Below are 518 nucleotides of genomic sequence, written 5' to 3' on the forward strand. Positions count from 1 at the left end.
ATCACCATCAAAGCTGGCGAAACCAGCGGTAATGTCACCGTTCCAGCACCAACCGATGACGTCTACAAAGACGCCGGCTCAGTGCAGGCAACGATTACCAGCGCCACCGGTGGAAATTTCGAGAACCTTGTTCCGAGCACCACACCAGCAATCACTCAAGTCACCGACACCATCGATACCTCGACGGTCAAATTGACCGCTGATACTTCGGTGACTGAAGGCGGCACCGTGACCTACACCGCCACGGTTGGCGCTCCAGTTACCGGCTCGCCGGTTGTCGTGACTCTGGCCAATGGTCAGAACATCACCATCGAAGTCGGCAAAACCACCGGCAGCGTGACCTTCACCGCACCGAATGACGCGTTGACCGGTCAGGCTTCGCTGAGCAACTCGATCACCAACGTGACCGGTGGCAATTTCGAGAACCTCGTCGCCGACAAAACCCCGGTCAGCACCACCGTGACCGACACCGTCGACACCACCAACCTGTCGCTGTCCGCGACCGGTTCCGTGGCCGA

At 58.9% G+C, this 518-nt stretch carries 1 protein-coding gene; it reads left to right on the plus strand.

Annotated features, from left to right (window positions below; all coding sequences use genetic code 11):
• Nucleotides 1-518 (plus strand): immunoglobulin-like domain-containing protein (locus tag HU755_RS26945; RefSeq protein WP_186638292.1); only part of this gene is annotated, 518 nt, incomplete at both ends.

This window comes from Pseudomonas sp. SWRI111 (assembly GCF_014268555.1).
GTDB lineage: Bacteria > Pseudomonadota > Gammaproteobacteria > Pseudomonadales > Pseudomonadaceae > Aquipseudomonas > Aquipseudomonas hamedanensis.